Below are 25352 nucleotides of genomic sequence, written 5' to 3' on the forward strand. Positions count from 1 at the left end.
CCGGCGGGCACCCCTTGCTGCCCGTACAGTTTCGAAACGGCTTCCGCTTCGAAACCAACCGACAGCCAGGTTGCAGATCACTGCAGGTGCCGGACGGGTTGCCCGTCCCCCGACCAGCGATCCGGCTTGCCGCATCCACTCATCCCCGACCTCGAGCACCTGGCGAGCCAGGTAGCCGCCGACGCCGGATTTCAGGTGTGCGGCTTGCAGCTGCTCACCCACCGCATCCCGATGACGCTGCAGGTGCAGCTGCGTCTGGCGGATGGCGGCGACGTGAGCCTCGACAACTGCGCCAGCTTCAGCGGCGTGCTGGGCGAGGCGCTGGAGGCAGCCAGCCTGATCGAGGAGGCCTATGTTCTGGAAATCAGCAGCCCAGGCATCCCTGAAACGCTGAACGACGATCGGGATTTCCGCAGCTTTCGCGGCTTTCCGGTGTGCGTTCGCTATCGCGATGCCAAAACCGGTGCCGAGGCCGAACGGGAAGGCCTCCTGCTGGAACGCACCGACGACAGCGTGCTGATCAATGTGCGCGGCCGCTCGGTTCGCCTTTCCCGCGCCGATGTGATCACCGTGCGCCTCACCACGCCCACCGAGGGTTAAAGCGCCAGCCGCTCTCAGCCCACCCCGAAGACCACCCGTTTCTCCCTCCACCCATGGCCCTGGTTCTCCTCCCCGGTCTGTCGAACCTGATCGAGGACATCAGCGAAGAGAAAAAGCTGCCTGCCCAGGTGGTGGAATCGGCCCTGCGCGAGGCTCTGCTCAAGGGCTATGAGCGCTATCGCCGCACCCTGTATCTGGGCATCAGCGAAGACCCGTTCGAGGAGGACTACTTCTCCAACTTCGACGTGGCACTGGACCTCGATGAAGAGGGTTACCGGGTGCTCGCCTCCAAGATCATCGTGGAGGAGGTGGAGAGCGAAGACCACCAGATCGCCCTGGCTGAGGTGATGCAGGTGGCCGAGGACGCCCAGGTGGGCGACACCGTGGTGCTCGACGTCACCCCCGAGAAAGAGGATTTCGGCCGCATGGCCGCCGCCACCACCAAGCAGGTGCTGGCCCAGAAGCTGCGCGATCAGCAGCGCCGGATGATCCAGGAGGAGTTCGCGGATCTCGAGGATCCGGTGCTCACCGCCCGCGTGATCCGCTTCGAGCGCCAGAGCGTGATCATGGCCGTGAGCAGCGGCCTGGGCCGTCCCGAGGTGGAGGCCGAGCTGCCCCGCCGCGATCAGTTGCCCAACGACAACTACCGCGCCAACGCCACCTTCAAGGTCTTCCTCAAGGAGGTGAGCGAGGTGCCCCGCCGCGGACCGCAGCTGTTCGTGAGCCGCGCCAACGCCGGCCTGGTGGTGTACCTGTTCGAGAACGAGGTGCCCGAGATCCAGGAGGGTTCGGTGCGCATCGTGGCCGTGGCCCGCGAGGCCAATCCCCCCAGCCGCTCGGTGGGCCCGCGCACCAAGGTGGCCGTGGATTCGGTGGAGCGCGAAGTGGATCCGGTGGGTGCCTGCATCGGCGCCCGCGGCTCCCGCATTCAGCAGGTGGTGAACGAGCTGCGCGGCGAAAAGATCGACGTGATCCGCTGGTCGCAGGACCCGGGCCAGTACATCGCCAACTCCCTCAGCCCCGCCCGCGTGGAAGCGGTGCGCCTGGTGGACCCCGAAGGCCAGCACGCCCACGTGCTCGTGCCGCCCGATCAGCTGAGCCTGGCCATCGGCCGCGAGGGCCAGAACGTGCGCCTGGCCGCCCGCCTCACCGGCTGGAAGATCGACATCAAGAACAGCACGGAATACGACCAGTCCTCGGAAGACGAGAAGGTGGCTGAGCTGATCGCCCAACGCCAGGAAGAGGAAGCCCTGCAGGCGGAAGCCGAAGCCCGCCTCGAAGCGGAGCAGGCCCTGCGCGCTGAAGAGGATGCCCGTCTGCGCGAGCTATATCCGCTGCCGGAAGACGAGGAGGAGTACGGCGCGGAAGACGCTGACGAGGAATCCTCCAACGAAGAGCCTGCGGCTCAAGAGGGCACCGCAACAGCCACGGAAGAGGCCAGCGAAGACACCACTGAAGACGTGGTGGCGGAAGCCGATGACGAGGATGGAGCCCGGTGAGTGAGCGCAGCGTCCTCAGGCGCTGCGTGACCTGCCGGCAGCTGTTGGATCGCCAACAGCTCTGGCGGGTCATCCGCCTGGCGGACGGAGGACTCGCTCTCGACAAGGGCATGGGCCGATCGGCCTACCTCTGCCCGAGCCAGAGCTGTCTCGAGGAAGCCAAGCGCCGCAAGAAACTGCAGAAGGCCCTGCGTTGCCAGGTTGCAGATTCCATCTACGCGGCATTGGAGCAGCGCCTGCACGCCACCTCATCTGCAGGCTCTGAGGCAAGATGAATGTTGGCCTCACCGTGTGTGGAGGCCCGGTGGCACCCGTGGCACCGACCCTTTGGAGCACTGAATGACCAGCAGCGGCAAAGTCAGGATTTACGAGCTGTCCAAGGACTTGGGCCTTGAGAACAAGGATGTGCTCGATGCCGCCGAGAAGCTCTCGATCGCCGCGAAGAGCCACAGCAGCTCCATTAGTGACGACGAGGCAGCCCGCATCCGCAGCCTGATCAAGACTGGCGCTAACGGCTCCAAGGCCGCCGCCGCACCAGCCCCGGCTGCGCCGCCCCAGAAAGCCATTCTCTCGGTGAAGAAAGCACCGTCTGCCCCGGCTCCTGCCGCTCCTAAGGCACCGAAACCGGCAGCCAGCGCCCCTGCCGCACCGGTGAAACCGGCGCCTGTGCAACCCCCGGCCGCCGCGAAGCCCGCCGCAGCCAAACCTGTTGCCGCCAAGCCTCCCGTTACGGCACCGGCCCGCCCTGCAGCGCCCGCACCGGCTGCGGCCAAACCCGCTGCTCCCGCTCCCCGGCCGGCCGCACCGGCCCCGCAGGCGGCCAAACCCGTCGCGCCCCCCGCACGCCCGGCTGCTCCGGTTGCGCCTCCGGCCCGGCCTGCAGCAGCCAAACCGGCTGGGGCACCAGCGCGCCCCGGCGCTCCGGCCCCCGGCCGCCCCGCTCCAGCAATCGTGTCGAAAGCGCCTGCGGGTGCGCCCCCTGCCCGCAAACCAGCACCTCCTAATGCCGCCACACCGGCTCGCCCTGTGGCACCGCCGCAACGGCCCGCAGTAGCACCCTCACGTCCCGGTGCACCGGCGCCCAGCCGTCCTGCAGCCGGTGGCGGCGGCAATAAGCCCCAACTCGTCGGGCGTCCCCAGAGCGGTCAGGGCGGCAGCCGCCCGGCGCCCCCGTCGGGTCGTCCATCCCTGAGCCAACGGCCGGGCATGCCCACACGCCCCGGCGCCCCGGCTCCCGTGCGCGGAGCCAAACCGGGCACTCCACCGGCCAGGCCGCAGGTCGAGCTGGTGGGCAAACCGATTCGCCGCGATGTGAGCGGCCCAGCTGGCGGCGGCAATCGCCCAGCGCCGCCCACACGCCCCGGCATGCCCGGCATGCGCAAGCCGGTGGCCCCTGGCGAGCTGATGCAGCTGCAAAAGCCTGGTGCACGCCCCGCCGCTGCCCCGCCCCGCCGCCCTGGTGCACCCGCAGGCGTGGGTGCTGGCGCCGCAGCCCCCGGCGGTGACGAGGCCGCCCGGCCGATCGCCACACCTCCCTCGGCGCCCCGCCGCCCGAATTTCCGGGCACCCCAGCCTCCCGCTGGCGGCCGCCCCCGGCGCCCCGATTGGGACGACAGCGCCAAGCTGGAAGCCCTGCGCAGCCGCTCGCCGCAGAAACAGCGCCAGAAGGTGCACATCATTGGCGAGAACGACGATGCGCTGACGGCAGAAACTGGCGGCTTCGCCGGCGAACAGGAAGCCGTGGTGCTGCAGGCCTCCCTGGCCCGCCCCGCCAAGCCGAAGAGCACTGCCACCGCCCAGCGCAAGCCCACGGCCGTTACCCGCAAGCGCAAGAAGGAAACCACCCGTCAGCGCCAGCGCCGCCGCGCCATGGAGCTGCGGGCTGCCCGCGAGGCCAAGCAGCAGCGGCCCGAAATGCTGGTGGTGCCGGAGGGCAACCTCACGGTGCAGGAGCTGGCCGATCGCCTGGGCGTGGACAGCTCCGAGATCATCAAGAGCCTGTTCTTTAAGGGCATCATCGCCACCGTCACCCAAACCCTCGATCTCTCCGCGATCGAGACGGTGTCGGACGAGTTCGGCGTGCCGGTGCTCGAAGACGACGTGGAGGCCGCTGCCGCCAAGACGGTGGAGATGATCGAGGAGAGCGACCTGGCTCACCTGATCCGCCGCCCGCCTGTGGTGACCGTGATGGGCCACGTGGACCACGGCAAAACCAGCCTGCTCGACTCGATCCGCAAAACCCGTGTCACGGCCGGCGAAGCCGGGGGCATCACCCAGCACATCGGTGCTTACCAGGTGGAAGTGCCCCACGCCGGCGAGCAGCGCAAGATCACCTTCCTCGACACCCCGGGCCACGAGGCGTTCACCGCCATGCGTGCCCGCGGCACCAAGGTGACCGATGTGGCCGTGCTGGTGGTGGCCGCCGATGACGGCGTGCGCCCTCAGACCCTGGAGGCCATCAGCCACGCCCGCGCCGCCAAGGTGCCGATCCTGGTGGCGATCAACAAGATCGACAAGGAAGGCGCCTCTGCGGATCGGGTGAAACAGGAGCTCTCCGCCCACGAACTCGTGGCGGAGGACTGGGGCGGCAACACCGTGATGGTGCCGGTGAGCGCCATCAAGGGCGAGAACATCGACAAGCTGCTCGAGATGATCCTGCTGGTCTCCGAAGTGGAAGACCTGCAGGCCAACCCCGACCGCATGGCCAAGGGCACCGTGATCGAGGCACACCTCGACAAGGCCAAGGGCCCTGTGGCCACCCTGCTCATCCAGAACGGCACCCTGCGCACCGGCGATGTGCTGGCGGCAGGCCCGATCCTGGGCAAGGTGCGCGCCATGGTCGACGACAACGGCAAGCGCGTGAAGGAAGCCGGCCCCTCCTATGCGGTGGAAGCCCTGGGCTTCAGCGAAGTGCCCACCGCCGGCGATGAGTTCGAGGTCTACCCCGACGAGAAGGCCGCCCGCGCCGTGGTGGGCGATCGCGCCACCGAGGCCCGCGCCACCCGACTGGCTCAGCAGATGGCCTCCCGCCGGGTGTCGCTGGCGTCGATGTCGGGCCAGGCCAGCGAGGGCGAGCTCAAGGAGCTCAATCTGATCCTCAAAGCCGACGTGCAGGGTTCGGTGGAAGCCATCCTCGGCTCCCTCGAACAGCTGCCCCGCGAAGAGGTTCAGGTGCGGGTGCTGCTCTCGGCACCGGGCGAGATCACCGAAACCGACGTGGATCTGGCCGCTGCTTCCGGCGCCGTGATTGTGGGCTTCAACACCTCGATGGCACCGGGCGCCAAGCGCGCCGCCGATGCCACCGGTGTGGATGTGCGCGATTACGACGTGATCTACAAGCTGCTCGAAGACATCCAGATGGCCATGGAAGGCCTGCTGGAACCCGAGCTGGTGGAAGAGAACCTCGGCGAAGCCGAAGTGCGGGCCGTGTTCACCATCGGCAAGAGCGCTGTGGCGGGCTGCTACGTCACCAACGGCAAGCTGCAGCGCAACTGCAAGGTGCGCGTCTGGCGCGGCAAGGAAAAGGTGTACGAGGGCGACCTCGACTCCCTGCGCCGCGGCAAGGACGACCAGAAGGAAGTGGCCACCGGCTTCGAGTGCGGCATCGGCTGCGATCGCTTCGCCAACTGGCAGGAAGGCGACCGCGTTGAGGCCTACAAACTGGTCACCCAACGCCGCACACTGAGCACCTGATCTGCAGCCGCACCCCGTGAATCCGGCAAGACGCGAACCCCTGCTGTGGCTCCAGCTCCTGGGGCTCGCGGCCTTGCCGCTCGAGGCGCTGCTGCTGCTTCTGGTTCTCGCTGGAGCGGATCCTGGCCCTCTGCCTGGCTTCGAACGGTTGCTGGCTTGGGCCCTGGGTGCGCTCGCGCCGGCTGTGTTGTTCTGGCGACTACCTCCCGACCTCTGGTCGCTGCTGCTGCTTCAGGTGCCCCTGCGCGGTCGCCGGCCCGAGCAACTGCGGCTGAGCGCTCTGCAAACTGCCCTGCCTCTGAAGGTGATTGCGGCCTCGGGAGCCGCCGTGCTCCTGCCGCTCATTTGGATGATGGATGCCAACGCTGGCTTGGCGTGGGCCTGGTCGCCCCTTTCGGCCAGCCCGCGGTTGGTGGTGCTCCTGGTGAGCCTGCCGCTGCTCAGCTTGATGCAATGGCACTGGCACCAGCTGGTGCAAACCCTCTGGCTGTTCAGCCAGCCTGCGGCACTGGTGGAGCAAAGCCTGCCCCTCACCCAGGCACAGGCCGCCGATCACCGCCTGAATCTGGGACTCCCTCTGCTGCTCTTGCCGCCGCTGACGATCGAATCACCGGCGCCCAAACCCGAACCCACCTCCCAACCCGAGGCTGCAACGGAACGCGCCACACCTCCGCAGCCTGAACCAAGCGAAGCGGTTACTGAAGAGCCCATCGAGGAAGCCGCCCCGGAAGCTCCGGCTCAAGCTCCGATGCAGGAGCCTGAGCCCGAAGCCAACCCCGAGGCTGACGCCGACTCAGGCGGCTTCATCGTCGAGGCTGGGGTTGCGGTCGCGCCAGAGGAGACCGCCGAAGAGCACGAGAGCCCCAATCTGGATCCCAAGGTCGCTGAGGGCGACGGCCTCACCAGCTGAAGCGCGCATCGTCATCGTGGCGAGGCCTACGGCCGCGGACGCGGTGAAAGCCAGCCAAAGCCCTCGCCTGAGCCCACGCCAAGGTGTCTTGGCTTCCTGCAGCAAACGCGCCCGCAGGGCTGGATCCAGGGGCTCGCGGGACTGTGGTGCCATAACGCGAGCCCGAAGGGCGCAACAGCCTGAATGCTAATTTGATGCGGCTGCCGGTGTAGCTCAGTGGTAGAGCAACTGATTCGTAATCAGTAGGTCGCAGGTTCAAATCCAGTCACCGGCTTTTTCAAAGAGTCAAAACAGAGCGCTAACGCCTGTACTCCAAGGGGTATTGTCCGCTTGATCAGCTGATCGCAAGCTCTCTCTCTTTCGGCAATGACATCATTAGAAGAGCACATGATTCATCAGGCATGCCACCTGATTGCAATTCGTGGGGATTGCGTTCAGCCTGAATGATCTTCACCAGAGGGTGCTGAAACACCTGCGCTGGCGTGCACATTCAGAACAGCCAGCCAGAATCCGGCCATGGCCGATCTGTTCTCCCCCCTGCGCCTAGGCGAGCTGGAGCTCCCCAACCGCATCTGGATGGCACCGCTCACCCGTTGCCGAACCGAAATCGGCCACGTGCCCGGCGATCTGATGGCGGAGTACTACAGCCAACGCGCCAGTGCCGGGCTGATCGTGTCGGAGGCCACGATGGCGATGGAAGGTCATTCAGCCTTCTGGCACGAACCCGGCATCTACAACGACGCTCAGATCGAGGGCTGGCGCCTCACCACGGAGGCCGTGCATCAAGCCGGTGGTCGCATCGTGCTCCAGATCTGGCATGGCGGACGCGCCTGCCATCCCCTGCTCAATGGAGGGAGACAGCCCGTCGGCCCCAGCCCCCTGGCGATCACAGGCGATGAAGTACGTACGCCAGAAGGGAAGAAACCGTATGTGACGCCGCGGGAGCTCTCGGATCAGGAACTCCCGCTCATCGTGGAAGGCTTCCGCCTAGCTGCGCGCCATGCCCTCCGCGCTGGTTTTGATGGCGTCGAAATCCATGGCGCCAACGGCTACCTGCTGGATTCATTTCTGCGGGATGGCAGCAATCAACGCCAAGGACATTACGGCGGCTCTCTGGAGAACCGCTCTCGGCTGTTAATGGAGGTGCTTGAGGCGGTCTCTCAGGAAACACCCCTGATGGGTCTTCGGCTTTCACCCCTCAACAGCTACAACGCGATGCGCGATTCAGATCCCATCGGACTGATCAGCTGGTTGGCGGAGCAGCTCAACGCGGTTCCCCTCGCCTATCTGCACCTGATGCGAGCCGACCTGCTTGGTCAGCAGCTCGGTGATGTGTTGACTCCCGCCAGGGAACGGTTCAAGGGCGTCTTGGTCGCCAACCTGGGGTATGGAGCCAAGGAGGCCAACGCCGCCATCCAATCCGGCGCCGTGGATGCCGTGGCCTTCGGCCGGCCGTTCATCGCTAACCCCGATTTGCCGGCGCGTTTTCAGGCGAACGCCCCGCTCAGTACGGCCGATCCCACCACGTTTTACAGCGCCGGGCCCACTGGCTACATCGACTATCCACGCCTCAATGGGTAGGCCCCGGGGTTGAACGATGGATCAGACCACCATGCAGCGCTTGATGGCTGAAGCCCGCCAGGAAGCGGAGCAAAGCTGGGAGGAGGGTGGAATTCCAATCGGCGCTGTGCTCGCCCAGGAAGACGGCACGATCGTGGCCCGGGGGCACAACCAACGGGTGCAGAACGGTGACCCCACAAGCCATGGGGAAACCCAATGCATCCGCAATGCGGGGCGGCGCCGCGACTGGCGCGATCTCACGCTCGTCACCACACTTTCGCCCTGCCCAATGTGCGCTGGCACCGCCGTGCTGCTGGGCTTTCGCCGCGTGCTGATCGGTGAGCGAAAGAGCTTTCAGGGCGCCGAACAGTGGCTGCAGGAGGCCGGCATCCGCGTGGACTGCCTGGATGATCCGGCCTGCGAAGCCCTGATGCAGAAGATGCTGCAGGGCAAACCCGAACTGTGGGCGGAAGACATCGGCCAGTGATGGGCTTGGGTCCTCACCACATGCGCCCAACAAAAAGCCCCCGCTAACGCGGGGGCCTTCCGATTCAACCAAGGTTGAACCGTGTTGAGGATCAACCTCAGCCGATGGCAGGTGCAGTCAGAGCCACGGGGGTGGCTTCTGCAGCAGCCAGGTCGAGGGGGAAGTTGTGAGCGTTGCGCTCGTGCATCACTTCCATGCCCAGACCAGCGCGGTTCAGCACGTCAGCCCAGGTGTTCAGAACACGACCCTGGGAATCCAGGATGGACTGGTTGAAGTTGAAACCGTTCAGGTTGAAGGCCATGGTGCTCACGCCCAGGGCGGTGAACCAGATGCCAACCACGGGCCAGGCAGCCAGGAAGAAGTGCAGGCTGCGGCTGTTGTTGAACGAGGCGTATTGGAAGATCAGGCGACCGAAGTAACCGTGGGCAGCCACGATGTTGTAGGTCTCTTCCTCTTGGCCGAACTTGTAGCCGTAGTTCTGGCTCTCGCTCTCGGTGGTTTCACGCACCAGGGAGGAGGTCACCAGCGAGCCGTGCATGGCGGAGAACAGGGAGCCACCGAACACACCAGCCACACCAAGCATGTGGAAGGGGTGCATCAGGATGTTGTGCTCAGCCTGGAACACCAACATGTAGTTGAAGGTGCCGGAGATACCCAGGGGCATGGCGTCCGAGAAGGAGCCCTGACCGAAGGGATACACCAGGAACACAGCAGAGGCAGCAGCCACGGGTGCGCTGTAAGCAACGCAGATCCAGGGACGCATGCCCAGGCGGTAGGAGAGTTCCCACTCACGACCCATGTAGGCGTAGATGCCGATGAGGAAGTGGAAAACAACCAGCTGGAAAGGACCGCCGTTGTACAGCCACTCGTCGAGGCTGGCGGCTTCCCAAATGGGATAGAAGTGCAGACCGATGGCGTTGCTGCTGGGGATCACAGCGCCGGAGATGATGTTGTTGCCATACATCAGGCTGCCGGCCACAGGCTCACGGATGCCGTCGATGTCGACGGGGGGAGCTGCGATGAAAGCAACGATGAAGCAGATGGTGGCTGCCAGCAGGCAGGGGATCATCAGAACGCCGAACCAACCCACATAGAGGCGGTTGTCGGTGCTGGTGACCCACTCGCAGAACTGGTTCCACGCAGAAGCGCCTTGGCGCTGCTGGAGAGTGGTGGTCATGAGTACGGGATACGTAGTGCTCAGCGGCAAAACCTGAAATCAGGTCCAGCGCCGGAGCGGGAAGGAAGGACAGGCCGGTAACCCGCCCTGCCAAGACCCAATGTAACGGATGTTTGCGCCGTGTGACGCGCTCTTAAGGCAATCGGCGAGCTGAGCCCTTCTGATCACACTGATCAGCTCCACTGATGCGCCGCCTGGTCAATCCCCGAGATCGCTGCTAGGAGTTGCCTTTCTCCGCCCTGGCCATGCGCCTCTCCGCCATTTCTCTGGCTGCCGCGCTGCTCTTGGTGGGTTGCCAGAGCAATCCCTCCGCCGAGAACGAGCGCCTCAACCGCATCGAACTGAGGCTGCAGCAGCTGGAGCAGCGTCAGGCCAGTCCAGGGGCGGGGAGCACAGCGGACCCTTCGGGCAAAGCGCCCGCCGGGCCGGTGAAGTCGCTCACGTTCCGCATGGGCACCAGCGACGACAGGCTTCGGATTTACTGGGCCGACGGCACCAGCAGCGATCTGCCCTGCACCAAGGAACAGAGCACCTGGGCCTGCGGCTGAGCTCCCACCACCTCGAACCCCATGCCACGCCTCACCCCGATCGCCGGCGCTTTCGCCGCTGCCGCTGCCACTGCCCTGGCGCTCACCCCTGGCGCCGGCTTCGCCCAGGGCGTGAATCAAACCCTTGAGCGGATCGACCAGCTGCAGCAGCTGGCACCAGCGCGGCAACGCGCCTTGAACCTGGCCCGCAACACCGTGGTGCAACTCAATGGCGGCCTGAGCCAGTACATGCCGGACGCCTGCATGTTTTCTTCGGGGGGCAGCGGCGGCAGCTGCCTGGTGAGCAGCACTGATCAGGGCTTCCTGTTCCGCTTCAACGGAGGTGCGCCTGGCTGGCAGCAACTGGGCAAGACACCCACCATCTCCAGCGAGATCCTGATCAGCCCCGATGGGCGCACCGTTGCTCAGCTGATTTACAACGGCCCACTCCGCTGAACCAACGCGCCCAGGGCCTCGGCCCAGCTGAGTTCACAGCTCCACAGCTCCCGGCGGCAGAGGCTCAGGGCGATGCCCTTTTCGCCGTAGGCGGCCTCGTTGATGAACACCGGCCAGCGGGCGCCAGCCTCCAGAGCTGAGCCCCGCTCCAACGGCAGGGCGGCACCATCAGCGCTCCAAAACAGGGGATCACCCGGTTGCAGCGGCTGCCAATCACGGTGCTGCCGCAGGGGATGCAGGGCTGCGGCCGGAACCCCCTGCGGGCTACGGGGGAGATCGAGGCTGCTGTGGTGCAGGTGCACCTGCAGGCCATGCGGAAGCCGGAGCCGGCCCGCTGCAGCCGCGGCCAGGGTGTCGAGAGCGGCTTCCAGGGCCAGCTGGGTCTGGCGGCAGATCACCGCCGACACCAAACCCTGGGGCACGGGCCCCACTTCGATCACCAACCCCGCCGGCCAACGCTCCACCAGAAATCCGGTCTGCGCCGAATCGGCCTCATGCAGGTACACCGGCAGCCCCAACCGGGCCTGAATGCCGGCCGCCAGGGCCAGATCCGCTGGCCGCCGGCCGTACACCACCAACGAATTACCCATGGCACTGGTGGTGCTGTGCAGATCAAGCACCACGGCGCAGGGCTGGGCACCATCGGGGCCATGGGCCGCGAGCAGGTCGCGGGCGCGCTGCACCTCGCTCTCCGTGCGGCTGGTGTCAGCCAGGAGTTCGGGAGTGAAGCAGCGATTGAGATCGCGATCGAGGTAGCGGCGGTTGGCAGCAAACGCCTCGGGATTGCCGATTTCGAGATGCAGCTCAAGCCCTCCGCTGCGCAGCAGTTCCGGCCGCGCCCTCCATTGCTCGAGCAGCCAGGGGGCATTGCGCTCGTTGCCGTGGGTGGCTGCCACCACCAGAACTCGGCCCTGGCCCATGCCTGTTCTCCGGCGGGTTGCTGCGCCAGCCTGGCAGTGATCCAGCGATGCCGGCGATGGCCATTCCTCCAGCCGTGGTGAGCGCCGCCCGGGCCGGTTGGCACTGGCAATGGCTGCAGCTGATGCAGGGCCTCGGCCCTGCCGATCGCGATGGCAACTACCGCAGACCGGCATCTGCCTTCAGCGCGCTGCCGCCTCTGCCCGCCAATGCCGCAGACGCTGAATCCCACGTGTTGATCGTGGGGCGCAGCTGCCCCTGGGCCCACCGCGCCTGGCTGGTGTGGGCGCTGCGGCAACTGCAGCAGTCGATCAGGTTGCTGATCGTGGAACCCGATCCGCAAGCCGGCCGCTGGCGCTTCCGCACACCGTTTCTGGGCTGCAACACCCTGCAGGAGCTTTACCGGCGCTCAGGCGCCGACGCCAACCAGCGGGCCACGGTGCCGGTGTTGGTGGAGGCTGCCAGCGGCCGCGTGGTGCTGGGGGAGAGCGCACGGTTGATCGAACTGCTCAACCAGTGGCCGATGGCAGACCCCGCGCACGATCTCGTTCCGAAAGCGTTGATCCCTGAAATCATGCGCTGGCGGGAGCTGTTGCAGGGGGCCGTCAACGACGGGGTGTATCGCTGCGGTTTTGCCCGCAACCAGGCGGCCTACGACCGAGCCGAGAGCGAACTGTTCGCCGCCCTCGACCAGGCCGAAACCGCCCTGGCAAGCACTGGCGCGGGGCCCTGGCTCTGCGGCGAGCAGATCACCCTGGCGGATGTGCAGCTGTTCCCCACCCTGATTCGCCTGGAGCTGGTGTACGCGCCGCTGTTCGGGGTGTCGCGGCGGCCCCTGTGGCAACTGCCCGCCCTGTGGCAGTGGCGCCAACGCTTCTATGGCCTACCCGGCGTGGCGGACACCTGCTGCGATCAGGCCTGGCGCGAGGACTACTTCGGGGCCCTCTTTCCCTTGCATCCATCGGGGATCGTGCCCGCCGGACCCGCCCTGGCCACACTGGTGCAAGCGCCGCCGCCGCCATGACCAGCTTCGAAGGGGTCTACGGGCCGTACACCATCACGGCGGAGGATGAACGGGAGGTGTTCGGCTACAGGCTGGCCCTCTGCATCGCGGCGATCGCCCAGGCAGGGCTGCTGCTGCAATGGCGCCAATGGGGCGGTGCCTGGCTGTGGCCCTGGCTACTGCCGCTGCTGCTGGGGGTTGGGCTGGCCCTGCGCTGGATTCACATCTACCTGAGGCCCCTCCATCACGCCCTGCAGCTGCTCTGGTTACTGGGGAGCGTGGGCTTTATGGCCCTGGCCATCAGCGCTGGCCCGGCCCGCATGGCGGATGCGGTGGCTGGCCACCCGGCGTGGCTCTGGGCGATCGGCCCCTTCTTTGCCGCCCTGGCCGGCATCGGCTTCAAGGAGTTCTTCTGTTTCCGCCGCCCTGAGGCGATCGGCGTCACGCTGCTGTTGCCGGTGGCCCTGCTTGGCGCCCTGAGCGGCCTGCTGCCGGCGGCGGCCAGCGGCACCTTGATGGGGGTGGAGGCCGCGCTGCTGCTGGTGCTCACCCTGCGCAAGTTCCCAATGCCCGCGGCCGCTGATGTGGGCGATAAGAGCGTGTTTGCTTATCTGGAAGCTCAGCGGCGGCAGCCTGGTTCGTGAGTTTGATCAGCCTGGTGGATGTCCGCAAGGACTTCGGCATCCGCACCCTGTTTGACGGCCTGAGCCTGCATGTGAGCGAGCGGGAGCGGCTCGGGCTGATCGGCCCCAACGGCGCGGGCAAATCCACCCTGATGCGGGTGCTGGCGGGGCTCGAGCCGCCGGGCACAGGCGAGCGGCGCGTGCTGCCCCAAGCCCGGATCGTGCTGGTGAGCCAGGAGCCCGAGATGGATCCGGAGCGCACCGTGCTGGAGCAGGTGTTCGCCGAAAGCGGTGAAAAGATGCAGCTGCTACGGCGCTACACCGAGGTGAGCGACGCCCTCGCCCACGCCCACAGTGCCGGCAACGACGACACCGCTCTGCTCTCGGAACTGGGCGAGCTCAACGCCCGCATGGACCAGAGCCAGGCCTGGGATCTGGAGCAACAGATCCGAGAGGTGCTGCAGCGGCTCGGCATCGGCGACACCCAGCGCCGCGTAGGCGATCTCTCGGGCGGCTACCGCAAACGCTTGGCTCTGGCAGCAGCCCTGGTGGCCGATCCGGATGTGCTGCTACTCGATGAGCCCACCAACCACCTCGATGCCGACTGCATTCAGTGGCTGCAGGGCTACCTGCAGCGCTTCCGCGGCGCCCTGGTGCTGATCACCCACGACCGCTACGTGCTCGATCAGGTAACCAACCGGATCGTGGAGGTGGATCGCGGCGAAGCCCGCAGTTACAGCGGCAATTACGCCTACTACCTGGCGCGCAAAGCCGAGGAAGACGCCGCCGAGCTCGCCAGCGAGGCCAAGTTGCGCAGCGTGCTGCGGCGGGAGCTGGAGTGGCTTAAGCGCGGTCCCAAGGCCCGCAGCACCAAGCAAAAGGCCCGCATCCAGCGCATTGAGGCGATGCAGGAGCAGCCCAAGCGTCAGAGCAAAGGGCAGCTGAGCCTGGCCACCAACCAACGCCGCCTCGGGAAACGCGCCATCGAAGCGGAGGAGCTGGGGGTGTGGGCCAGCGACGCAGCCCGGGCCGGCGGCGCCCCCCCGCTGCTCCAAGCCTTCAGCTACGACTTCAGCCCCGAGGATCGGATCGGGATCATCGGCCCGAATGGCTCCGGCAAATCCACCCTGCTGGATCTGATCGCCGGGCGGCGCCAGGCCCACGCCGGCCGGATCGAGCTGGGGAGCACCGTGAAGCTGGCCTACTTCGATCAGCACAGCCACCACGTGCTCGAGGGCACCGATGCGGCTGGCCGGCAGCGCAAGGTGATCGATGTGGTGAAGGAGGCCGCCAGCAGCGTGGAGCTCGAAGGCTCCACCCTCAGCGCCTCCCAGTTGCTCGAGCGCTTTCTGTTTCCGCCGGCCCAGCAACACCAGCCGGTGAGCAAACTCTCCGGCGGTGAGCGGCGGCGGCTGCACCTCTGCCGGTTGCTGATCGAGGCGCCCAACGTGCTGCTGCTCGATGAGCCCACCAACGACCTCGACGTGCAGACCCTCACGGTGCTGGAGGACTTCCTGGAAGACTTTCGCGGCTGCGTGGTGGTGGTCTCCCACGACCGCTACTTCCTCGATCGCACCGTGGATCGGCTGTTCAGCTTCGAGAACGGCCAACTGGAGCGCTTCGAAGGCAACTACAGCAGCTATCTCGAGCGGCAGCAGAACAAAAGCACCACGGCCAGCAACGGCGGCGCCAACGGCAGCCCGGCGCCGAACCCAGGCACGCCCAGCGCCACCGCAGCCCCAGTCCCCGCAACCACTGCAGCCAAGAGCCGCCGGCGCAGCTTCAAGGAGACCCGCGAACTGGAGCAGCTCGATGCTCAGCTGCCGCAATGGGAAGAGCGCCGCGGCGAGCTGGAGGGGCTTCTGGCCGTGGGCGGCAGTGATTACGCCGCCCTCGAGGCCTTGAGCGAAGAGCTCTCTCAGCTGCTGGAGCGGATCGCGCGCGGCGAGGAGCGCTGGCTGGAGCTCAGCGAACTGGCCGGCTAGCAGCGCTGCTGCGGCGCCGGCGCAACTGGTGGGGGAGCTCAGCGGCTGCGGGCCGGCAGGAGGCCGGCCGGGCGGTCAACTCGCAGCGGGGAGCGGGGGTGGGGTCCGAGCCCAGCCAGGGCTGCCGGCACAGCCGACCTGTCCGCAGCTCCTCCTCTTTCAGGGCGGTGGGCTTGTAGTCGTCCACCCCGCGTTGCAGCGCCATCTCATCGCCCATCCGGCGCAGGTAGAGATCCAGTGACCACTGCACCTGGTTGTGCTCAAACGCCTCACAGGCCGCCTGGAGGGAGCTGAAGCGCTGGCTCACCAGGCCGCTCGGGGCGCATTGCTTCCACACGAGCACCTCGTCGAAGCTGAGGCCGCTTCGCCACTGGCGCTGCTCGGAGAGATAGCAGTGATGCTCCGGACCGTTGATCCAATAGAGACGACCGCGGTCGTCGATGAAGTGGCGGTCGCGGCGTTGGCGAATGCGTGTCATGGCCCCAGGAGCCTGGTGAACTCTCGATAGCAACGCCGGAGCAAGAACGCCGCAGACAACGGCACCAGGCCGAAATCAGAAGCCCACCACAAACCCCGTCCAGCAGGACTTGCAGCCCGTATGGTGTGCACGACGTCGAGCGGCCGAGCACTTCCGGCCTCCTCCATGACCACGATCGACGAGCACATCGCCAAGGACAAGTCCGAGATCGAAGCGGCCCGCGCTGCCGGCGATCAGGGCAAGGTCCGTCACCTCGAGGAAGAGGTGAAGAGCCTTGAGGAATACAAGGCGCACCACCCTGAGGACAAGCACGATCCCACTCCTCTGGAGGTGTTCTGCGACCTCAACCCCGACGCTCCTGAGTGCCTCGTTTACGACGACTGAGTCGTCCTTGAGCCGAGCCTGCCTGGAACGAGCCTCAGATCCCGAGCTCCTTCCAGGTAGCCGCCAGCAGTTTGTCGAGATTGTGTGACGTGGCGGCGGAGATCGCCAGAACAGGCTGGCCGCAGTGGTCGCTGGCCTGCTGAATCCTCTCCTCCAGTTCGTCATCGAGCAGCAGCTCAGTTTTGTTGAGCGCCACCAGGCAGGGCCGTTCGTCGAGGCCGTTGCCGTAGGCCGATAGCTCCTGCTGCACCACGTGCAGATCGCGCACCACATCGTCGGAGCTGGCATCCACCAGGTGGATCAGCAGGCGGGTGCGCTGGATGTGGCGCAGGAAATCGTGGCCGAGGCCAGCCCCTTGCGCCGCCCCGGCGATCAGGCCTGGGATATCGGCGAACACCGTGCCATCACCGGTGGGACGGCGCACCACACCAAGGTTGGGCACCAGGGTGGTGAACGGGTAATCGGCGATCTTCGGCCGCGCTGCGGACAGCACAGAAATCAACGTGCTCTTGCCGGCATTGGGCAGGCCGATGATCCCCACCTCAGCCAGCAGCTTGAGCTCGAGTTGGAGGTTCCATTCCTCACCATCGCGGCCCTCGGTGCACTTCTCAGGAGCGCGGTTGCGGTTGCTCAGGTAGTGGGCATTGCCGAGGCCACCGCGGCCGCCCACCGCCACCAGCAGCTTTTGGCCCTGTTCGGTGAGGTCCCCCAGCAGGATGCCCGTGCGTAGATCGCGCACCTCCGTGCCGCAGGGCACCTTGATCGTGAGCCCGTCACCGCTGGCACCGGTGCTCTTGTTCGGGCCGCCGCGGCGACCATCCACCGCCTCGAACAGGCGCTTGTATTTGAAGTCAAGCAGGGTCTGGAGGTTGGAATCAGCCTCCAGCCACACGTCACCGCCGCGGCCGCCGTCCCCACCGGAGGGACCGCCAGCTGGCACGTATTTCTCCCGGCGGAACGCCACGATGCCGTCGCCGCCGCGGCCGGCCCGCACCGCAATGCGGGCCTGATCAATGAACTGCATTTGACCAACCCTAGGATCGGGCCGCCGCGTGGCCTGGTCTTGGCAGAGGTTCGCTTCCAGCAGGTCAGCAAGACCTATCCACCGCGGCGGGGTAGTGCGCCGGTGGAGGTGCTCCGCCAGGTGGATCTGCAGATCGCCGACGGTGAATTTCTAGTGCTCGTAGGCCCCTCCGGCTGCGGCAAGAGCACGCTGCTGCGGCTGTTGGCGGGCCTGGAGGCCCCCACCGGCGGCGAAATTTTTGTGGGAGATCGCTGCGTCACCGGGCTCCGGCCAGCCCAGCGGGATGTGGCGATGGTGTTCCAGAGCTACGCGCTATATCCCCACCTCAACGTGGCCGACAACATCGGCTTCGGGCTGCGCCGCCAGGGCCGGCGCAGCGCCGCCCAGCAACTGCAAGACAGCCTGCACCGCGCCAGCCGCGGCCTGCCCAAGCCGCTCCGCATCCCGTCCAGTCGGGAAAGGCGAATCGAAGCTCGGATCCAGGAGGTGGCGGCCACACTCGAACTCGACCACCTGCTCGATCGCCTGCCCAAGGAGCTCTCCGGTGGCCAGAAGCAGCGGGTGGCCCTGGGCCGCGCCATCGCCCGCCAGCCGGCGGTGTTCCTGATGGATGAGCCCCTCAGCAACCTCGACGCCAAGCTGCGCACGGGCACCCGCGCCCAGATCGTGGAGCTGCAGCGGCGCCTGGGTACCACCACCGTCTACGTGACTCACGACCAGGTGGAGGCGATGACCATGGGTCACCGCATCGCCGTGCTCAACCGCGGCCACCTGCAGCAGCTGGGCACCCCCACGGAGCTCTACCAGTGGCCCAGCAACCTGTTCGTGGCGCAGTTCATCGGCAGCCCCCCGATGAATCTGCTGCCGGTGCGCAGCGCAGGCCAGGGTCAACTGCAACTGGGCAGCCGCCGCTTCATGCCCGAAGGCCCCATCGCCGAAGCGCTGCTGCAGTGGCAAGCCCGTGGCGGTAGCGAGGAGCTGAACGGCGGCCTGCGGGCCGAGCACCTCCAGCTGGCCCCCGCCACCAACCGCAACCTGCCGGCGGAGGTGTGCCACGTGGAGGGCCTGGGCAATGAACAGCTGCTCACCGCCCGCCTGCTCGAGGGCGATCACCTCGTGCAACTGCGGGCTGAACCCGATCAAGCACTGGTGCCGGGCCAGAGCGTGCACCTGGAAGTGGACCCCCTGGGATGGCGTTTGTTTGATCAGGCGGGGGAGGCGATCCCCCGGCCTGAACCGGCCACCCCGCCCGGCCGCGAACCCGTCCTGCCGGCGCTGAGCTAACTCACGCGGCAGGCCGAGCCTCTATTTCGGCCAGATCACACTGCAGCCCTGGCCGCCGTCGCCCTGTTCGGCGTCGCTGACGCGCTCCACATAAGGCACAGTGGCCAGCCACTCACGCAGACCGCGCTTGAGTTTGCCGGTGCCGATGCCGTGGATCACCCAGAGCGGACCGCTGGCGGTGCGCAGGCGCTCTTCCACCGCAGCCTCGGCTTCATGCACGCGCATGCCGCGCACATCCACGGTGTTGCGCTCGGTGCGCACATCGGGGCTGCGGCTGCCGATGGGGGTGCGGCTGCGCACCTTCACGGTGGCCTCAGGCGGCGCCGGCTTCTCGCCGTTGAGCCCCTCGATGGCCGAGAGCTCCAGGTTGAGCCGCATCACACCGCAGCGCACCGTGAGCTCACGGCCATCGGCGGAGAGAGCCAACACTTCACCGGCTTTACCCAGCGACAGCACCCGCACCCGATCGCCCACGCCAGGTCGCCAACCCTTGTGATCGCGGCGCTCCGGCTGGGGCCGGTGCTGCTGCTCGAGCTTCTTGAGCCGTTGGCCGGCACGGCGCGCCGTTTCGCCGAGGCTGCTGGTGTCCACATCGCGGCCCTGGCGCAGGCGGCGGATGATGCGGCGCACCTCCTTCTGGCCGTCGCGGATCGAGCGCTCGAGCTCCTGGCGGCGTTGCTCCTGCAGTTCGGCGCTCTGCTCCTTCTGTTGCTGCCAGCGCTGGAGCAGCTCCTCGTGGAGCAATTCGGTGCGCGCCAACAGGGCCGCCGCCTCTTCGGCCGCGTCTTGTTGCCGCTGCCGCTGATGTTCCAAACCAGCGATCACCTGATTCACTTCCCCTTCGCCGCGCGGAGCCAGCAGCGCCTGAGCATCCGCCAGCACAGCCGGATCGAGCCCCAGCCGAGTGGCGATGGCCAGGGCGTTGCTGCGGCCGGGGATACCCCACTGCAAGTGATAGGTCGGCGAGAGGGTTTCCACGTCAAACGCCACAGAGGCGTTCTCAAAGCGGGGGTCGTCGTATTTGAGGGCCTTGAGCTCCCCGAAGTGGGTGGTGGCAATCGTGAGCCGCGCCCGCTCCGCCAGCTGCTTGAGCAGGGCGATCGCCAGGGCCGTGCCCTCCGTGGGATCGGTGCCGGCGCCCACCTCATCGAGCAGCACCAACGAGGCACCGGCTGCGCTGGCCAGATCCGCACCGGCCGGCGGCAGCGCCTCAAGGATGCGGGCGATCCGGCGCACATGGCCGCTGAAGGTGGAGAGGTTCTGCTGCAACGACTGCTCATCGCCGATGTCAGCCAGCACCTGGGCGCACCAGGGAAGCCGCGGGCTGCCACTGCAGGGCAGGAACAAGCCGGCCCGAGCCATCAAGGCCGCCAAACCCACGCTCTTGAGGGTCACGGTTTTGCCGCCAGTGTTGGGGCCGGTGATCGCCACCACCCGCAGCCCCTCGTGCACCCGCAAGCTCACCGGCACCACCGAACGTGAGCCTTCGCGGCGCTCCTGCCAGAGCAGCAGCGGATGGCGCAGACCCTCGAGCTGCAGCGGCGCCAGCGGATCAGGGTCGAGTTCGGGGCGCACGGCCCCGAGCCAGGCGCCGTAACGGGCCCGCGCCAGCCCGCAATCGAGCAGCAGCAACACGCGCTGCAGATGATCCAGGGCCGGTTGCTCCTGCCCCACCAGGCCGCTGAGCTCCAGCAACACGGCTCGCTCGGCTTCCCGTTCCTCGCCCTCCAGCTGGCGTAAGCGGTTGCCCAGGGGAATCACCGCCTGGGGCTCGATGAACACCGTGCTGCCGGAGGCTGAGCTGTCATGCACCAGGCCCGGCAACTGGCTGGCGGCACCAGCCTTCACCGCCACCACTGGCCGGCCATTGCGCTCGGAGATCACGTTGTCCTGCAACAGGGCGGCGTAACGACGCAACAAGTCGTTCAGCCGATCGCGGCGCTCCTGGCGAGCGGCGCCGATCTGGCGGCGCAACTGGGCCAGGGGCGGGCTGGCCCGATCCGCCACGCGACCCCCGTCTTCGATGCAGAAGCGCAGGCGCTGCTCCAACTCCGGCAGGGTGCGCAGCTCCTCCACCAAGGCCGTGGTGGTGGGCCGCAGCTCGGGATCATCGATCTGCCGGCGCAGCCGCCGCGCCGCCGCCAAGGTGGTGGCCACATCGAGCAGCTCATCGGCTGAGGCCACCCCGCCCTTGGCGCAAAGCTGCACGGTGCGGCTGAGCTCCGCCACCCCCTGAAAGCTGAGGCCGCCCTCCAGCACGCCATCGAGGGCCAGGAGTTCGGTGGTTTGCGCCAGAAGCTGGCGGCTGGCCTCAAGGCTGGGAGCCAGGGGCAGCTCGCGGCACACGCGGCGGCCAGCAGTGGTGCTGGCGAAGCCGGCCACATGCTCGCCAAGCCCGCCCCACTCGAGCAGCTCGAGGGCCTCACGCTGAATGCCGCTCAACGGGGCCGCGTCGACAAGGGGCTCTTCAGGAATCTCCGGTTCAAGAGAGTGCTGCGAAGGCAACACCCGTGGCCATGGCTCCACCGGATGCTCGGCACCTGGTGCAGCCGTCACGCCGGAAACACCGCAATCGGCTCAGCGCCAGTGTTGGAGGGAATGCCACCGGCCGGCTCGTAGAGCATCTCCAGCCAGTTGCCTTCCGGATCCTGCATGTAGAAGGAGGCGGTGCCATCGCGGTGATCGTGCACCGGCCCGCAGCTGTGGCCCTCCTCCACCAACTGCTCACGGATCCGATCCACCTCGGCGCGGTTGTTGAAGTGGAAGGCGAAGTGGGGGCCGGCGGCGCGGTAGCTGGGGCTCAGCAGGGCGATGCCTTCGCCGGTGGCGGGCCACTGCACATAGCACCAGTCATCGGCATCCCAGGTGAGCTGCAGGCCGAGACCCAGATAAAAACGCTTGGCGCGGTCCATGTCCTGCACCCGCAGGGCGACATGGCCGAGTCGGTGGCTGGCGGACATGGACCTGATCGACGATCCTTCCATTGTCAACGCTGCCACCCATCGCGGAGGACCGGCAGAAATCATGCAGCGAAAGGACGGCCTGCCGTGAACCTGAAGCCATCACTGGAGGCCCTCAGGGGATGGGTGCATCGCCAGGCCAGTGACCAGGAGGGCCAGGTGCTGCTCAGCCTGATCGGCATGGGCAGCCTCACCACGTTGTGGGCCTTGTTCTGGCCTGTTCCCACCGAGGTGGTGGGCCGTGGTGTGGTGATCGTGCCCGGCGGCGCCACCATCCTCGATAGCCGCGCCGAGGGCCAGATCCGCGAGCTGAAGGTGAAGGTGGGCGATGTGGTGCGCCAGGGCCAGCTGCTGATGGTGCTCGATCAGCCGGCCCTGGAGAAGCAGCTCGAGCAGCAGCAGCGCGATTTGCGCGAACTGGTGCAGATCAACACCGACCTCAACCGCCGCGACGCCATCCGCCTGCAGGCTGCCCGCGACGTGCGCGACACAGCCCTGCGCAAGCTGGAGCGGGAGCGCCAGCGGGTGCGCACCCTCCAGAGCACCTACGCCCAGAAGGTGGCCGACTTCGCCCATCTGGCCCGCACCGAAGTGGTGGCGCCGCTCTCGCTGGAAGTCGTGAGCACCTCCGATCGCAACACCCAGCTGCAGGTGGAGCTCGATGAGCTCGCCATCCGCGAAAAGGATGTGATCAGCGCCTACACCAAGGTGAAGCTCGACATCGACACCGAGCAGCAGCAACGGCGCTTCCGCATCGACAACACCCGCCGCGAAGTGCGGGTGACCGAGGCCAAACTCAAATACCAGGGCCACCTCACAGCCAAGCGCGACGGCAGCGTGCTCGACCTGCAGGTGATCCATGGCCAAACCGTGAAACCGGGGCAGCGCCTCGGCACCCTCGGTGCGGCCACCGCCACCAACCGCAACAGCACGGTGCTCCGGGCCATCGCCTACTTCCACCCCGCCGATGCCCGGCGCCTACAACACAACCAGGGCATTGAGGTGGTGCCCGACTGGCAGCAGCGCGGCCGCTTCGGAGGCATCCAGGGACTCGTGGAACGGGTGAGCCTGCTGCCCGCCACTCCGGAAGACATCAACACCACCATGGGCAACCCACCGCTGGCGGAATCGCTGGTGGCCAGCGGCCCGGTGATCCGCACCGAAATCGATCTCCTGCCCGGCCGCCGCAGCGACGACGGCTACCGCTGGACCCTCTCCAAGGGCAGCAGCGTGTTTCCGATCCGCGAAGGCCTCACCCTCAAGGCGCACGCCTACGTGGAATGGCGCACACCGGTGAGCTATCTCCTGCCGATCCTGAGGGATCTCACTGGCACCTACCGCACGCCTCAGCTCGATCTGCAGCAGGATCAGCCGAGCCGCCGCCAGGAGGGAACCCTGCCATGAAGCGCGAATGGCCCTTCCTCGCCCTGGAAGTTGTGCTTCTGGCGGTGCTGCTGCAGAGCAATGCCCCGGAGGTGTGGTTCTGGTTCATCGCCCTCCTGGTGCTGCTCACCTGGCGCAGCCTGGCGCTGCGCTCGCGGCTGGAGCAGCGGCGCCTCAACGCTGAAAGCGCTACGGCCCCTGAGGCACCGGATCCACCGACAGGGTGAGTGGCAGGTTCGGTGCACGCTCCGGCTGCTGGGGGACCGGCTGCAGCTGACGCAACATCCGCGCGTAGCTCACATTGGCGAGGGTGGTGGATTCGGCGATCCCCTCCATGGAGCGCGTGAGCAGCATGATCGTTTCGCTCACATCGGTGTAATCCGCCAGCCCCAGCTGGTAGCGGGCGCGGGCGTCACGGAACGCCTCGCGGGACGCCTGATAGGAGGCCTCCGCCGCCGCCAGCTGACTCAAGGAAGCCCGGTAGTCGTAGAAGGCGGTTTCCAGCTCCTGGCGGATCTGGTTGCGCTGGCGGGCCAGGCGCTGCAGCACCGCTTCAGCGGCCGCGCGGCTGGCCTGCGCCTCGCCACCCGACACGCCCGCATCGAAGAACCGCCAGTGCAGCCGCAATCCAGCCACCCAGTCAGCACTCTGAGTTGACATCTGGGGGGTATTCATCGAGGCGCAGCAGCCATTGAGATCAATCACCGGCTTGGTGAGTAGATCGGTGCCGCCTCCACCGGCGGCAAACAGCTGCAAGCTCGGGAGGAGTTGGGCCTGCCGGCGGTCGGCCTGACGCAACAGAGCCTGGCGCTCCGCCGAGAGCTGCTCCAGGGCCGGGTTATCTCGCAATCCAGCCACCACCGTGGCATCCAGGGCCAACGGCCAGGGGGGTTGCAGCGCCACATCCGTCTGGGCCCGCAGCAGCGTGGTGAACGCCACGTTGAGCAGATTGGTGAGCACCTGTCGGCGGCTCTGACGAAGCGCTTCTGCCTGCTCCTGGCGGAAGCGGCTCTGCTGCAGCGCTGCCTCCGCCCGCAGCAGATCGAGCCTCGGCACCAACCCCGAGCCCTTCAGGGCTGCCACTTGGTTACGCACCAGAGCGTCGTTGCGCACCACGGCCTGTCGGATGCGCAGCAGCTGATCAGCCAGCTGCAAGCCGTAATAGGCCTCGCTCACCTGGAGCTGCAGCTGGCGCAGGGCATCGCCGTATTGCTCGAGGCTGGCGGTGAGGCGCTGATCCTGCTCCGCCAGGGCGGCGCCGCGCTCGAAGCTGATCAGCTCCCAATCCAGATCGAGCCTGCCCCAGGCGCTGCCCTGGTTAGCCTGAATCCGGTTCCAGCCATTCTCCGCCACAAGAAACGCTGCACCAGGAGCGGGAGCCGCTGGATAGATGCCGGCGTTGTCCCGGAGCACTAGGTTGTAGTCGCTGCGCTGGGCGAAGGCTCCACCCAGGTTGAGCGCAAGCCGCGGCCAGAAGCGCCCCAGCACCGAGCGCTGCAAGCCGCGCATTTCAGCGATGCGGGCACGGCGCTCCGCCAGTTCGGGGCTATTAGCCACCGCCACGCTGAGGGCCTGCACCAGGCTGAGCACGCGTTCCTGGGGTTGATCAGCGGCAGCGGTGCTCACTGGGGCGGCCTGGGGATCCGGAGGTTGGAGAGCGGGATCCGACAGGCTGAAGGTCGTCGGGTCGCTTGCACCCTGAGACCGCAGCGCCCCATCGAGCTCCAGCAGATCGCGCTCGAATGACGCCAGCGATCGCACTAGCCCCGGCGACGGTGGCATGGCTGTGGTGAGAGGAGCCGCAGCGGCAGTGGTGACCCAGAAGCCGGCCCCCAGCCACACTCCACCGCGCAGCAGCAAACGCAACCCCATCAGGAGGCCGGCCGATCCATCGCCGACGCGCTCTCATGCTTGGCGCGCTGGGCCATGTCGTGCAGGCCAACGCTGGTGCGCGCCAGGCAGCCGATCGAAAAGCAGATACAGGCGCTGCCGAGCAGGCCCCAGTGCACGCGGCCACTGAAGGAGTGGATCTTGGTGACCATCAACAGCACAGCCACTGCCGTGGCCCAGGGGATGCCAATGATCAGCAGAACAGAGGAGCGGCTCATCGCGGCAGGGCTCAGTGGAGCACCAAGTGCTCAAGCTGCTGTTCGGCGGCAGTGCGGCGCCGGTTCAACTGAGCCAGCACCCACGACACCTTGCACACGCAGCCGATCGAGAAGCAGATCGAGGCGCTGCCCAGCAACCCCCACCCATGGCCATGGAGGCTGAAATCTTCAGCCAGCAACAGGCGGAAAGCCAGGATCACCATCAGCGAAGCGGCGATCCAGGGGCCGTGAACCCAGAGGAGGAGGTAGCGGGCCATCGGGGGTCACGGATGTTGCCGGAGCCCCCGGAGGAT

Annotated in this window: 26 protein-coding genes and 1 tRNA gene; 17 read left to right on the plus strand and 10 right to left on the minus strand. The window is 67.0% G+C overall.

Annotated features, from left to right (window positions below; all coding sequences use genetic code 11):
- The first annotated feature begins 126 nt into the window (after nucleotides 1-126).
- The 5 genes from rimP to H9532_RS02025 all read left to right on the plus strand — a co-directional run bounded on the left by rimP (nucleotide 127) and on the right by H9532_RS02025 (nucleotide 6702).
- On the plus strand, nucleotides 127-600 hold the full coding sequence (gene rimP / locus H9532_RS02005) for a ribosome maturation factor RimP (RefSeq protein WP_296365311.1): 474 nt from the start codon (nucleotides 127-129) through the stop codon (nucleotides 598-600).
- A 53-nt stretch (nucleotides 601-653) separates the two neighbouring features.
- Entirely contained in the window at nucleotides 654-2099 is a 1446-nt protein-coding gene (gene nusA, locus H9532_RS02010; RefSeq protein WP_296365313.1) for a transcription termination factor NusA, read from the plus strand.
- Nucleotides 2096-2374, plus strand: a complete 279-nt coding sequence (locus H9532_RS02015) for a YlxR family protein (protein WP_296365315.1) — start codon at nucleotides 2096-2098, stop codon at nucleotides 2372-2374. Before nusA ends, H9532_RS02015 begins: the two co-directional genes overlap by 4 nt.
- A 64-nt stretch (nucleotides 2375-2438) precedes the next feature.
- Complete coding sequence (infB, locus tag H9532_RS02020; RefSeq protein ID WP_296365317.1) at nucleotides 2439-5792, plus strand: translation initiation factor IF-2; 3354 nt, start codon at nucleotides 2439-2441, stop codon at nucleotides 5790-5792.
- A 16-nt stretch (nucleotides 5793-5808) separates the two neighbouring features.
- Nucleotides 5809-6702 carry a low-complexity tail membrane protein gene (locus H9532_RS02025; protein WP_296365320.1) on the plus strand — a complete coding sequence of 298 codons (894 nt, stop codon included), beginning with the start codon at nucleotides 5809-5811 and terminating at the stop codon, nucleotides 6700-6702.
- On the opposite strand, the gene H9532_RS02030 is transcribed toward H9532_RS02025, so the two are convergent.
- On the minus strand, nucleotides 6586-6855 hold the full coding sequence (locus H9532_RS02030) for a DUF3493 domain-containing protein (RefSeq protein WP_296365322.1): 270 nt from the start codon (nucleotides 6853-6855) through the stop codon (nucleotides 6586-6588). The genes H9532_RS02025 and H9532_RS02030 overlap by 117 nt on opposite strands.
- Nucleotides 6856-6904: 49 nt before the next feature.
- Between H9532_RS02030 and H9532_RS02035 the strand changes: the two genes are divergently transcribed.
- The 3 genes from H9532_RS02035 to H9532_RS02045 all read left to right on the plus strand — a co-directional run bounded on the left by H9532_RS02035 (nucleotide 6905) and on the right by H9532_RS02045 (nucleotide 8749).
- Nucleotides 6905-6976, plus strand: a tRNA-Thr gene (locus tag H9532_RS02035).
- Nucleotides 6977-7218: 242 nt separating this feature from the next.
- Nucleotides 7219-8283 (plus strand): alkene reductase, encoded by a 1065-nt coding sequence (locus H9532_RS02040; protein WP_296365324.1) that lies wholly within the window; start codon nucleotides 7219-7221, stop codon nucleotides 8281-8283.
- Nucleotides 8284-8299: 16 nt separating this feature from the next.
- Complete coding sequence (locus H9532_RS02045) at nucleotides 8300-8749, plus strand: nucleoside deaminase (protein ID WP_296365326.1); 450 nt, start codon at nucleotides 8300-8302, stop codon at nucleotides 8747-8749.
- Nucleotides 8750-8846: 97 nt separating this feature from the next.
- Here the strand turns inward: H9532_RS02045 and psbA are convergent, their stop codons facing one another.
- A complete protein-coding gene (psbA, locus tag H9532_RS02050) occupies nucleotides 8847-9926 on the minus strand; it encodes a photosystem II q(b) protein (protein ID WP_214338452.1) in 1080 nt (359 codons plus the stop codon).
- A 224-nt stretch (nucleotides 9927-10150) separates the two neighbouring features.
- On the opposite strand from psbA, the gene H9532_RS02055 reads away from it, so the two are divergent.
- Nucleotides 10151-10474, plus strand: a complete 324-nt coding sequence (locus tag H9532_RS02055; protein WP_296365328.1) for a hypothetical protein — start codon at nucleotides 10151-10153, stop codon at nucleotides 10472-10474.
- A gap of 21 nt (nucleotides 10475-10495) precedes the next feature.
- Nucleotides 10496-10909, plus strand: a complete 414-nt coding sequence (locus H9532_RS02060) for a hypothetical protein (RefSeq protein ID WP_296365330.1) — start codon at nucleotides 10496-10498, stop codon at nucleotides 10907-10909.
- Here the strand turns inward: H9532_RS02060 and H9532_RS02065 are convergent.
- Nucleotides 10888-11829, minus strand: coding sequence for an aspartoacylase (locus H9532_RS02065; protein ID WP_296365332.1), 942 nt, complete (start codon nucleotides 11827-11829; stop codon nucleotides 10888-10890). The two genes, H9532_RS02060 and H9532_RS02065, sit on opposite strands and share 22 nt — an antisense overlap.
- Nucleotides 11830-11885: 56 nt before the next feature.
- Between H9532_RS02065 and H9532_RS02070 the strand changes: the two genes are divergently transcribed.
- The 3 genes from H9532_RS02070 to H9532_RS02080 are packed head-to-tail and all read left to right on the plus strand — an operon-like array spanning nucleotide 11886 to nucleotide 15438.
- Nucleotides 11886-12851: a glutathione S-transferase C-terminal domain-containing protein gene (locus H9532_RS02070; RefSeq protein WP_296365334.1), complete on the plus strand. Its 966-nt coding sequence runs from the start codon at nucleotides 11886-11888 to the stop codon at nucleotides 12849-12851.
- Entirely contained in the window at nucleotides 12848-13474 is a 627-nt protein-coding gene (locus tag H9532_RS02075) for a DUF2301 domain-containing membrane protein (protein WP_296365337.1), read from the plus strand. Before H9532_RS02070 ends, H9532_RS02075 begins: the two co-directional genes overlap by 4 nt.
- Nucleotides 13471-15438, plus strand: coding sequence for an ABC-F family ATP-binding cassette domain-containing protein (locus H9532_RS02080; protein WP_296365339.1), 1968 nt, complete (start codon nucleotides 13471-13473; stop codon nucleotides 15436-15438). Before H9532_RS02075 ends, H9532_RS02080 begins: the two co-directional genes overlap by 4 nt.
- Here H9532_RS02080 and H9532_RS02085 read toward each other — a convergent pair.
- Entirely contained in the window at nucleotides 15419-15916 is a 498-nt protein-coding gene (locus tag H9532_RS02085; protein ID WP_296365341.1) for a hypothetical protein, read from the minus strand. The two genes, H9532_RS02080 and H9532_RS02085, sit on opposite strands and share 20 nt — an antisense overlap.
- Nucleotides 15917-16081: 165 nt before the next feature.
- On the opposite strand from H9532_RS02085, the gene H9532_RS02090 reads away from it, so the two are divergent.
- Nucleotides 16082-16300, plus strand: a complete 219-nt coding sequence (locus H9532_RS02090) for a CP12 domain-containing protein (protein ID WP_296365343.1) — start codon at nucleotides 16082-16084, stop codon at nucleotides 16298-16300.
- 34 nt (nucleotides 16301-16334) lie between these two features.
- Here the strand turns inward: H9532_RS02090 and cgtA are convergent, their stop codons facing one another.
- Entirely contained in the window at nucleotides 16335-17324 is a 990-nt protein-coding gene (cgtA, locus tag H9532_RS02095; RefSeq protein WP_296365345.1) for an Obg family GTPase CgtA, read from the minus strand.
- Nucleotides 17325-17363: 39 nt separating this feature from the next.
- On the opposite strand from cgtA, the gene H9532_RS02100 reads away from it, so the two are divergent.
- Nucleotides 17364-18608, plus strand: a complete 1245-nt coding sequence (locus H9532_RS02100) for an ATP-binding cassette domain-containing protein (protein WP_296365347.1) — start codon at nucleotides 17364-17366, stop codon at nucleotides 18606-18608.
- Nucleotides 18609-18629: 21 nt separating this feature from the next.
- Here the strand turns inward: H9532_RS02100 and H9532_RS02105 are convergent, their stop codons facing one another.
- Both H9532_RS02105 and H9532_RS02110 read right to left on the minus strand, forming a co-directional pair.
- Nucleotides 18630-21050: an endonuclease MutS2 gene (locus H9532_RS02105; RefSeq protein WP_296365448.1), complete on the minus strand. Its 2421-nt coding sequence runs from the start codon at nucleotides 21048-21050 to the stop codon at nucleotides 18630-18632.
- Nucleotides 21051-21160: 110 nt separating this feature from the next.
- Nucleotides 21161-21568, minus strand: a complete 408-nt coding sequence (locus H9532_RS02110; RefSeq protein WP_296365349.1) for a VOC family protein — start codon at nucleotides 21566-21568, stop codon at nucleotides 21161-21163.
- 87 nt (nucleotides 21569-21655) lie between these two features.
- On the opposite strand from H9532_RS02110, the gene H9532_RS02115 reads away from it, so the two are divergent.
- Nucleotides 21656-22972, plus strand: a complete 1317-nt coding sequence (locus H9532_RS02115; RefSeq protein ID WP_296365351.1) for an NHLP bacteriocin system secretion protein — start codon at nucleotides 21656-21658, stop codon at nucleotides 22970-22972.
- Complete coding sequence (locus H9532_RS02120) at nucleotides 22969-23178, plus strand: hypothetical protein (protein WP_296365353.1); 210 nt, start codon at nucleotides 22969-22971, stop codon at nucleotides 23176-23178. The genes H9532_RS02115 and H9532_RS02120 overlap by 4 nt, the downstream gene beginning before the upstream one ends.
- Here the strand turns inward: H9532_RS02120 and H9532_RS02125 are convergent.
- Genes H9532_RS02125 through H9532_RS02135 form a run of 3 tightly spaced genes read right to left on the minus strand, consistent with a single transcriptional unit; the run spans nucleotide 23141 to nucleotide 25316 of the window.
- The gene (locus H9532_RS02125; protein ID WP_296365355.1) at nucleotides 23141-24823 is read right to left on the minus strand and encodes a TolC family protein; all 1683 of its coding nucleotides are present in this window, start codon (nucleotides 24821-24823) and stop codon (nucleotides 23141-23143) included. The genes H9532_RS02120 and H9532_RS02125 overlap by 38 nt on opposite strands.
- A complete protein-coding gene (locus H9532_RS02130) occupies nucleotides 24823-25059 on the minus strand; it encodes a hypothetical protein (protein WP_296365357.1) in 237 nt (78 codons plus the stop codon). Before H9532_RS02130 ends, H9532_RS02125 begins: the two co-directional genes overlap by 1 nt.
- A gap of 11 nt (nucleotides 25060-25070) precedes the next feature.
- A complete protein-coding gene (locus H9532_RS02135) occupies nucleotides 25071-25316 on the minus strand; it encodes a hypothetical protein (protein ID WP_296365359.1) in 246 nt (81 codons plus the stop codon).
- Nucleotides 25317-25352: the final 36 nt, after the last annotated feature.

Source organism: Vulcanococcus sp. Clear-D1, from assembly GCF_014654725.1.
In the GTDB taxonomy this organism is placed as follows: domain Bacteria; phylum Cyanobacteriota; class Cyanobacteriia; order PCC-6307; family Cyanobiaceae; genus Vulcanococcus.